Origin of the sequence: Kitasatospora sp. NPDC059088 (genome assembly GCF_042738155.1) — a bacterium.
In the GTDB taxonomy this organism is placed as follows: Bacteria; Actinomycetota; Actinomycetes; order Streptomycetales; family Streptomycetaceae; genus Kitasatospora.
This window is the reverse complement of the sequence record NZ_JBHYGR010000164.1, coordinates 1-9,366: the sequence shown is the minus strand read 5'-3', so window position 1 is coordinate 9,366 and position 9,366 is coordinate 1. Positions and strand designations below refer to the sequence as shown.

The 9,366-nt window shown below is 68.8% G+C and carries 8 protein-coding genes and 1 CRISPR repeat array; of the genes, 7 read left to right on the top strand and 1 reads right to left on the bottom strand.

What is annotated here, in order from left to right; genetic code table 11:
- Window positions 1-230: 230 nt before the first annotated feature.
- The 4 genes from ACFWXO_RS40265 (at window position 231) to ACFWXO_RS40250 (ending at window position 4,224) form a co-directional block, all read left to right on the top strand.
- Window positions 231-422, top strand: coding sequence for a helix-turn-helix domain-containing protein (locus ACFWXO_RS40265; RefSeq protein WP_380530937.1), 192 nt, complete (start codon window positions 231-233; stop codon window positions 420-422).
- Complete coding sequence (gene xerC, locus ACFWXO_RS40260; RefSeq protein ID WP_380530934.1) at window positions 422-1,567, top strand: tyrosine recombinase XerC; 1,146 nt, start codon at window positions 422-424, stop codon at window positions 1,565-1,567. Before ACFWXO_RS40265 ends, xerC begins: the two co-directional genes overlap by 1 nt.
- 968 nt (window positions 1,568-2,535) lie before the next feature.
- Window positions 2,536-3,396 carry a hypothetical protein gene (locus tag ACFWXO_RS40255; RefSeq protein ID WP_380530931.1) on the top strand — a complete coding sequence of 287 codons (861 nt, stop codon included), beginning with the start codon at window positions 2,536-2,538 and terminating at the stop codon, window positions 3,394-3,396.
- 96 nt (window positions 3,397-3,492) lie between these two features.
- A complete protein-coding gene (locus ACFWXO_RS40250) occupies window positions 3,493-4,224 on the top strand; it encodes a hypothetical protein (protein ID WP_380530928.1) in 732 nt (243 codons plus the stop codon).
- 104 nt (window positions 4,225-4,328) lie between these two features.
- On the opposite strand, the gene ACFWXO_RS40245 is transcribed toward ACFWXO_RS40250, so the two are convergent.
- Window positions 4,329-4,646, bottom strand: coding sequence for a hypothetical protein (locus ACFWXO_RS40245; RefSeq protein WP_380530925.1), 318 nt, complete (start codon window positions 4,644-4,646; stop codon window positions 4,329-4,331).
- Between the two features lie 46 nt (window positions 4,647-4,692).
- A CRISPR array of direct repeats spans window positions 4,693-6,290; the repeat unit is 29 nt; unit sequence GTTGCTACCCCTCCCAGGGGCGATGAGGC.
- A 290-nt stretch (window positions 6,291-6,580) separates the two neighbouring features.
- On the opposite strand from ACFWXO_RS40245, the gene ACFWXO_RS40240 reads away from it, so the two are divergent.
- The 3 genes from ACFWXO_RS40240 to cas7i form a co-directional block, all read left to right on the top strand.
- Window positions 6,581-7,309, top strand: coding sequence for a CRISPR-associated endoribonuclease Cas6 (locus ACFWXO_RS40240; protein WP_380530922.1), 729 nt, complete (start codon window positions 6,581-6,583; stop codon window positions 7,307-7,309).
- A complete protein-coding gene (locus tag ACFWXO_RS40235) occupies window positions 7,306-8,739 on the top strand; it encodes a hypothetical protein (RefSeq protein ID WP_380530919.1) in 1,434 nt (477 codons plus the stop codon). Before ACFWXO_RS40240 ends, ACFWXO_RS40235 begins: the two co-directional genes overlap by 4 nt.
- Window positions 8,736-9,366: type I-B CRISPR-associated protein Cas7/Cst2/DevR (gene cas7i, locus ACFWXO_RS40230; protein ID WP_380530917.1), on the top strand; the 631-nt coding region annotated here is incomplete at its 3' end. The genes ACFWXO_RS40235 and cas7i, both read left to right, overlap by 4 nt.

Here is a 9,366-nt window from a genome sequence, read left to right as displayed (position 1 = left end):
TCCCCCCCCGACTTCCTCCCGGGGGGGCTGGCGGCGCACCCCGGCACACCTTCTGGTTTGTCTTTCAACCACCGTCACGCCCTGCCAGGAGCCAAACCCGCAGGCCAACGGTTTGCCCTGACATCCCTGACACTTTCCGGCCCCAACCCCCGTCCACGCAGCGAGGCCGTTGCCGTGCGTAGCCACCAATTGCGCATCCAGCCCACCGCCATGCTCCGGAAAGGAAGCCCGTGGCCACCGCTATCCCCGAAGCCCTGACCGTGCCCGAGGTCATGGCCGCCCTCCGCATGAGCCGCAGCAAGGTCTACGACCTCATCCGCGCCAAGACGCTCGTCAGCTTCACCGAAGGCCGCTGCCGACGGATCGCCGTCGACAGCCTCGCCGAGTACCTCCGTGCCAAGACCGAGGAGAACAGTCCCTGATGGTCCGCAAGAAGAACCCGAACGGCGCCGGCAGCATCTGGCAGCGCAAGGATGGCCGTTACGAGGGGCGCGTGTACGTGCCGCAGCCGGACGGCACCCGCAAGCGCAAGACCGTCTACGGCGACACCTGGGAGGAGTGCGACGCCAAGCGCCAGGAGCTGGTGAAGCGCGCCCGTGACGGCGTCCCTACCCCGACGCGCTCGCAGAAGCTGTCGGAGTGGCTCCCCTACTGGCTGGAGGAGTTCATCCGGCCGCAGCGGAAGAAGACGACGTACGCCAAGTACGAGACCCACGTGCGGCGTTACTTGGTCCCGCACATCGGCGCCAAGCGCCTGGAGTCGCTGAGCGTCCCCGACGTGCGCCGCCTCGTCGGCGCCGTGACGCGGGAGGCTTCCGCCGCCACGGCGAAGGAGTCGCACCGCGTGCTCCGTACGGCCCTCACGGCGGCCTGCCGTGAGGAACTGATCAGCCGGAACGTGGCCACGTTGGTCCCGGCCCCGCGTGTGGAGGTGCGCGAGATGAAGACATGGACGCTGGACGAGACGGTCGCCTTCCTGGAGGCGGCCCGCCCGGACCCGCTGTACACCGCGTTCGTGCTGGCCATCACGCTGGGCCTCCGACGGGGCGAGATCCTGGGGCTCCGTTGGAGCGACATCGACCTGGACGGCCGCAAGCTCACCGTTCGGACCCAGCTCCAGCGCGTCCAGAAGGAGCTGTACGCGGACAGCACGAAGAACCGCCGGACGCGGGCGATCCCACTGCCGGCGATGTGCATCGCTCCGCTGCGCTGGCGGCGGTTCCAGCAGACGAAGCAGCGGGAGGATGCCGGCCGGGAGTGGGAGGACACCGGGTACGTGTTCACCACCCGGACCGGTCGGCCGATCGAGCCCCGGAACCTCAGCCGGTCCTTCGAGCGGATCGGGGCCGACGCCGGTCTGCCGCGCATCCGCCTCCACGACACGCGGCACGGCTGCGCGACGATCCTGTTCGCGGCCGGCGTCGCACCGCGGGTGGTGATGGAGATCCTCGGGCACTCGCAGATCGCCGTGACCATGAACGTCTACACGCACGTCTCGGAGGAGACCCGGCGCGAGGCGCTCGGGCACATGGACCGCCTCCTCAAGAGGCGCCGCAAGACGGACTGACATCAGCGGTTGCCGTCAGTCAGTGCAGTCAGAAGGCCCGCAGCATGATCGCTGCGGGCCTTCTGTGCTGGTGGGCGCGGACGGTTTCGAACCGCCGACATCTGCTTTGTAAGTTTTCCCCTGGCAAGGCGCTGACCTGCAGAAACGTTGACCACTTGGCCACTGACCTGCGAGAACGCCTCACCAGGGCTCTCGCAACCTCTCCGCGCTTCTCGGCCTCATGTGTGCCGATTCCGTGCTGGGAGGTGGTCCGCCGGCCTTCTGGCCGCCGCCGATTGCCTCGCTGCTCGGCCGCCTTGCGGCCCGACAAGTATCGCAGGCCCACGGCTCGCTCGCGGGTACCGAACGGGGCCGGACATCGCTGCGAACCTGTGGGCGGCAGCGCACCCTTGCCCACCCCGACTATCACGTAACGTGACCAAGGAGCCGACCGTGCACCTCGACACCATCACCCCCCAGCAGTTCGACGAACTGATCTCGGACTCGGCCATCCCCGTCGCTCAACGCACTCTGTGGGTGCTGCTCGCGGAGGTCAAGTTCAACCTCACGGACCCCTTTCTCTCGACGTCCGGGACGCGACCGACACCACGTTGTCCGCCGCTGGCGCTTCGAAGAGCAGGCTGGCGGAGATGCTCATCCCAGAAAGTGCCTCAGTCTTTCTCCGGGAGGCCATCGGCAACCGCACGGAGGGCGCCATCTTCACCGAAGGAGGGAAGGCCATGTCCCGAGAGACGGCGGTCCGGGCGGCACGCCAATACGCCGGGTGCTCGATACACGCCTTCCGGAACTCCGGCTTCGGATGGAAGCCCAGGCCGGCGGACTGAGTCGCGGCTGCTCGGTGGATAGGACCTGCCGGCATCCCGCAAGAACTGTCGGTCTGCCGCGCCAGCCAAGCGGGAAACCAGCGGCGGTACGGGCATCAGAGCAGGCAGAATTGGGGGACCAATGATGCTCAGCTGGGGGAACCCGTGCAGGAACTGCGCTTCGAGAACGACATCAGGTTCACGCTGGAGATGGGCGAGCAGGTGTGGCTCTACCGCTCGATCGGCGGCCAGGAACTGCGAGTCCAGGCCGCAGTCGGCGTATCGCCGTTGAGTGAGGCCGGGAAGCTCCTCTCGCTGGAGGCAACCTTGTTCGGGTTCGCGGCTTCGCCGATCAACCGGGCCCAGCTTGGGCGGGTGACGGCGAACCTGGCATACACGCCGACCGTCACCGTTCATCGGCAAACCTTGGTGTTCCCGCTCACCACCGTGCAGCTTCACGCGGTCGAGGCTGGCCGGTCTGGGGACGCCCGGTTCGAGGTGGAGGTGTCGGCGACGCTTCCGCAGGCGGCGGGTTATCCCGGCACCGCGCTCATCACGGACCAGATATCCATCCCGAGGAGTCGGTGGGAGGAACAGCTGGAGCAAGCGGCCCCATCCGCAGCGTTCGAGATGGCCGTCCCGTACCCGCTCCACGACTCTCGGCGTGCCGAGCCTGGACTCGCCCTCCGTGAAGCCCAGCGCTTGATCACCAGAGGCAGCATCCGGGCAGCGATTCTGGAAGTACGCCGTGTCCTGGAGTGGATACAGCACAATGCCGGGTGGGACAACCCTGGTTCCAAGAAGCTCGCCAACCAGTGCACTCAGTCGGAGCGCTGGTGGCGAATCCAAGATTCGCTGTACAGCCAGACCTCCGGGGCCATGCACAACGACGCCATCACGAAGTCGTTCGAGTACAGCAGGGCCGAAGCCGAAACGCTGCTTGCGATGACCGCCGCACTCTTGCGAAACGTCCCCGAGCAACTTCCTGCATCGGCCAACTCCGACGACACCGGAGTTAACGCGTAGCGCGCCGGGTCAGCCGCCCTCCGGCCCCGGGTTCGGCCGAGGTTGGGTGAGCACGGACGCTGAACGAGCAGCTCGGTCGTGTGGGAGGGTACGGCCATGGCCGTCACCTTGTTCCACTACACCAACCATGACGCGTGGAGTGTCCCTGCTGATCCCGCGCGACCCGGCCTCCAAGCAGTCGGCGCGATCGTCCCATACAGCACGAACGCCACCAGCTTCTTCGACGAGCTTCCACTGATCTGGTTGAGCGACAGCACCGACCCTAAGACGACAGGGCTTGAGGCAACCAGAACGACGATCCGAATAGCGGTCCGGCTGGACAGGGGGGTAGTGCCCTGGGCTGTGCACAAGCATGAGCTCGGGGTCGGGGACGGCCTTGCCAGGCCCCTTGAGATCGCGGGCGACTCCGACCCTGCCACCTGGTACGTCACCTCTACCGAAATCCCGATCGGGATGTGGATCGAGGCCGTCGAACTCTCGACTGGCGCGGTGCTCTGGCATGCCGAGCCCCGTGATTCAGCCGTTCTCCCATCCTCCGATCCGATCGGCCCCGTGGACTTGCGCGAGCTTGAATCCGACCTCCGTGCTGGCTACATGGCGTACGCGGAGGAGAACCGCGACGCCATGGCTCTCCAGCGCCAGGCTGCCGTGCTGACCAACCAGATCAACGCGGCGCGCGACCTCGCGCTGGACCAGAGCCCCCTCGGTCAGGTCCGGAGCAACTCCGCGCTCCGCGCGCTGTGCGAGCAGGCGGCAGCGCTACCGGCCTGCTCGGAGCGCTGGGCACTGTTCCTCGGAGAGGAAACGGCCGAGGGTGCCCCGGCTTAGCGATGACGCGGTCCCTGCTGGTCCTGCCCAATCTCCCACGGCCGCGGCTAGACCGGGGACTCAGCCTGGCGGGGGTCACCGGCCTCAACTCGGCGGCTGACGACCTACTCCTCTCCACCCTGATCGACGTCGGGCGGTGTCTCACCGAACCGCTCCAGCGCCTGCTCCGGCGAGCAGCCGAAGGCGCGGCCGATGTACTCCCAGGTCATCATGCTGCTGCGGGCCTGGCGTCCGGCCAGCAGCGCGCTCGAACCGGCGGCGCGCTCGAACCGGGCCGCCGCACGGGCGGCGGCGTATGGCCTGTTCTCCTTCTCCGCCAGGTCACAGATCCGGTCCACTAGCGCCACGACCAACTCCTCGACCTCGCGCGGCACTACACCCTCGACCAGGTCGACCTGCCACTCCCAGTCCGCGAACGGCACGGTGGCCTCGCCCGCCCTGGGCGCGGCTTGGACTCGCCCAGGCCACGTCGTTACCCCTCCCAGGGCGATGAGGCAGGACGGCGACGGCGTCAAGCGCTCGCACTGCACCGCCTGGGAGTTGCTACCCCTCCCAGGGGCGATGAGACGGCGGACCCGCAGGAGTTGGTCCAGGTCGGTGCCTAGTTACTACCCCTCCCCGGGGTGATGAGGCGGGTACCGACACCGCTCGCATACGGCGAGCCCTCGGGTTGTTACCCCTCCCAGGGGCGATGAGGGACAGGGCGACCTGATCGCTACCCGATACCGCCACTAGTTGCTACCCCTCCCAGGGTCGATGAGGCGTGCCCGCTGGAGGTTGGACGCGCGCGGCCCAGTCACGTTGCTACCCCTTCCAGGGGCGATGAGGCGGAGGCCCCCGGCATCGTCGTCACCCACGGCTTCTCGTTGTTACCCTCCCAGAGGCGACGAGGCCGGGAAGTTGTCGTCACCTCCCCAGGGGCGATGAGGTGCTGGATGCCTGCCGGCAATGAGGCTGGCACCGAGCCCGTCCGGTGGGACGGCTAGATCAGGTTGCTACCCCTCCCAGGGGCGATGAGATGAGGCGGCGATCGGCCTCGGAGGCTCCTACCTCGCCGTCCGGTTGCTAACCCTCCCAGGGGGTATGAGGCCGGCATCGGCATCCAGGTGCTGGACGGCGTCAAGTTGTTACCCCTCCCAGGGGCGATGAGGCTTACCGCCGCCGGGCGGCCCCCGCCGTCGTCTACCCGTTGCTACCCCTCCCAGGAGAATGAGGCCCCCGCGTACATCCTGATCCACCCTGACGGCCGCGCGTTGCTACCCCTCCCAGGGGCGATGAGGCCCGTCCGCGAGGCCGGCGCCAAGCTGGTGTACGCGGGGTTGCTACCCCTCCCAGGGGCGATGAGGCTGGAGGTACAGACAGCATGGCTGCACCACACACCAGATTGTCACTCCTCCCAGGGGCAATGAGGCCATCGCTCACCTGCTCGCCGACTACCCCTTCCAGACGTTGTTACCCCTCCCAGGGGCGATGAGCCGGTGGCCGTGGGGCCTTGGACGCCGTCGCAGGTCTACAAGTTGCTACCCCTCCCAAGTGCGATGAGGCGGCCGCGAGCACGTGCGTGTGGCCCACGGCCTTCTTGTTGCTACCCCTCCCAGGAGCGATGAGGCCGCCGAGCAGCTCGCCGAGATCAGCCCGGCTGCGACGTTGCTACCCCTCCCAGGGGCGATGAGGCGTGGGGTACCGCGGACTACCACACCCCCGCGCTGGTGTTGCTACCCCTCCCAGGGGCGATGAGGCTGCCTCCCTGCACGGGAGAAGTCCTGGGCCGCTGGAGTTGCTACCCCTCCCAGGGGCGATGAGGCGTGGACGGCGCGTACCGCGGCCACCGCCTGCTCCAGGTTGCTACCCCTCCCAGGGGCGATGAGGCGGGCGAGCAGTACCGCATGGAGGCCGTCTTCTTCGCGTTGCTACCCCTCCCAGGGGCGATGAGGCCCGGCCGTCCCAAGGACCGTGCCGACGTCGCCGCCATGTTGCTACCCCTCCCAGGGGCGATGAGGCGCCGGAGGCGGTCGGCCGGGTGGACTGGATGGTCGGGTTGCTACCCCTCCCAGGGGCGATGAGGCCCGATGGTAAAGCTGCAGGTCAGAGGCCGGATGTGACTGGTCAGTGAGCCAGGTTCTGCAGTGGGAACCCGGTGATGCTGTTGGCCACGTCGTGGTGCTGCGGTGCACAGCTTGGCGTTGGTCTGGGTGGCCTTGTTCAACGGTACGGCATCGCGTGCTGCCCGGGGTCGTGGGTGACTGTGCGCAATCTTGTGACGGCTGTCAGTGGTGCAGTTTAGGGTCCTGGACTGTGCGGCTGGTGGTTCGTCAGCTTGCTGGTTTGTCATGCCGTTTGAGCGTTGGAGTGCGGGATGAGGGTGCGGCTGGCCGTGGTGACGGCGGCGGAGGAGGTGCCGTGGGGCAGCGTGCTGGCCCCTGGTCGGGGGGTGGTCTACGACGTGCTGGGGCGGGTGGCTCCGGAGCTTGGGCGCCGGTTGCACGAGCACGGTGAGGGGCCTCACGGGATGGCGCCGTTCGGGCATGGTGCGCCTGTGTTCTCGTCCGCACGTCGGCGGCCGGGGCGGTATGCGGCTGGCGGGCGGGGGGTGGTCGAGTTCGGCAGCCCGGTGCCGGCCATCGTGGAGGCGCTGGCGGCCGGGTTCGCGGAGCGTGAATTGTTGGACTGGGGCGGGGTCGCCCTACGCCTGATGGGCCTCGGCCTGGTGGAGCCGCCGGAGTTTGCGGATGGCCGGGCCGTGTTGCGGACGGCCACTCCGGTGGTGATGAAGGGCTCCGGCTACAGTCCGGATGGGGTGCGCGGGCCGCGTCAGGCGTGGGTGCTGCCGACTGAGTTGGAGTGGGCGGGCTACTTCCAGGGGAACCTGCGGCGCAAGGCCGAGACCTTGGGCCTGGATGCCGGGGTCAGCCTGGAGTCGGTGTCGTGGGTGGGGCCGAAGAGGTCGTTCTCGGTTGGGCAGGGGGCCAAGCCGGGGGCCGCCGTCGAGGTGGAGCTGTCGGGAGCGCCGGAGACGCTGCGGGCTTTGTGGAGCTGGGGCCTGGGCCAGGCGAACTCGGCCGGGTTCGGCTGGGTGGCAGCATGACGGCGCCAGCTGACGGTGACCTCGGGCAGGGCCAACTGGTGCTGACCGCGCACCCCTTGCAGAGGGTGGGGGCGTTCGCGCTCGCGGCCCTGGCCGGCGACGGCTCTCCGGAGGAGACCACCGCGGCCGAGTTCGACGTGGCGCTGTCGCAGATGGCCCGGGACGCGCTGCGTGCAGCGCTCGGACGCGACACCAAGGCGCCGGACGGGTTCTGGTTGAAGGTCAGCTATTCCTTCTTCCCCAACACCGCGATGAACCACCCCGGCAACGGCAAGCGCACCGATGCCGAGATCACGGAGCGCGTGGGGCAGTGGCGGACTCTGCCCCCGCCGTCCGGCTGGCCGCCCACGGTCTGCGCGCTGTGCTCACGGCAGGCCGTCGGGTACTACGGGAAGAGCGACGTGCCGCTCGCCGAGAGCCAGGCGTACCGCAACACCACCCCGCGAGGCCACGAGGGCATGGCCTTGTGCTGGCCGTGTCTGTGCAGCTTCTACGCGCTGCCCTACGGGGTGCGCCTGACCGGCGGCCCGTCCATCGCCGTGCACAGCTGGGACGACGACTTCCTCCAGCACGCCGTGGCCGAGCAGGTCGACCACAACCGGATGCTCGCCGCCACTGGCGACGGCAGCAAACGGCAGACCGGCGCGCAGGAGGTCGTCGCACTTGTCGCGCTGCGCACCCACCGCCGGCCGATGGGCGCTGCCCTCGACCTCGTGGTATTCAACAACAACAACCGCGGCCAAGAGCTGGAGACCCACCCGCTGGAGCAGCCGCTGGCCGAGTGGCTGCGCTGCACCCAGCGGCTGGGTGATCGGCGTGCCGGCTTCGCGGAGCTGGTTCGCGCCCATGCCAGTACGTCGACGCCCGGGCTCGTGGCCTTGGCCCGCAACGTCTTCCGCTCGCCCAGTCGGATCGTGGCCGCCGGCCACGGCCGGCTCCTCAACTGCCTGACCCGCTCGGGGCGTGACCGGTCCCGGGCCGAGGCCCTGGCGGTGCTGCTCGACTCCTTCGCGACCGAGGTAATGCTGATGACCGAGAAAGACCTGGCCGAGATCGCCAGGACCGCCCGCAACGTGGCCGTGCTGCTGAACACCGCCACCACCGGCGGCCAACTGCGGAGCTTCCGCACGCTGCTTCGCGACCCGTCGAAGCTGCGCGGGTGGCTGACCTCCCAGGGCGTGCAGTGGACCGTCAAGCCGCCCGCAGGAGCAGCGGGGCCGTTGGTGACCGAGCGGGGCTTCGAGCTGCTGTTCAGCCCGGTCTCGCAGAACCCGGCCTGGTTCCACCGGGACATGCTCCTGGTCGGTGTGCTGCAGGAGCTGAACTCGCTCGGCTGGAAGCCCGAGCAGCCGGAGGAGGAGGGCGAGGAGGATCTCGATCCCCGCGACCTCGAAGCCCTGACGTTCGACACGGAGGATGAGCAGCAGTGACGTACCTGGTTGGCAAGATCGTTCTGGATGTTGTGGCGGGAGCCCCGAACAACGGCTTGGCGGAGGACAACAACGGCAAGGTCAAGCAGTTGCGGGTCGGGCGGGACGTCCACCCGTACGTGTCCGCGCAGGCGTTCCGCCGCTGGCTGCGCGACAGCCTGCCCGTGCAGGAGTCGCGGTCACCGGTAATCCGCAGCGGCGCCGGCGCCAAGCAGCAGGCTTACACCGCGGGCCGCCCCGATCTGCACCTGGACGACGACCTGTTCGGCTACATGGTCGCGGTGAAGAAGGAGAGCTACGGCCGGGAGACGGTGCTGGCGACCGGCACGTTCGTGTCGGTCGTCCCGCAACGGCCCACCAGCGACTTCGGCACCATGAGCCGGGACTTCCCCGCTGGCGAGCACCCGGTGATCCACTCCCACGAGCTCTACAGTGCCGTCCTGGCCGGGGACGTGCTCCTGGACCTTCCCCGTGTCGGTGTCTTCGAGACGGACGGGACGGGGCTGCGTACCGCGCTGAGCCCGGCCGCCGCGGAGGAGGCCGTCAAGGCGGGCGCCGAGAAGACGGTGCTGCGCAGCGTCGGCGCGGTGCGGCTGCCCCTGGCAGAGCGTCGGCGGCGGGTGGACA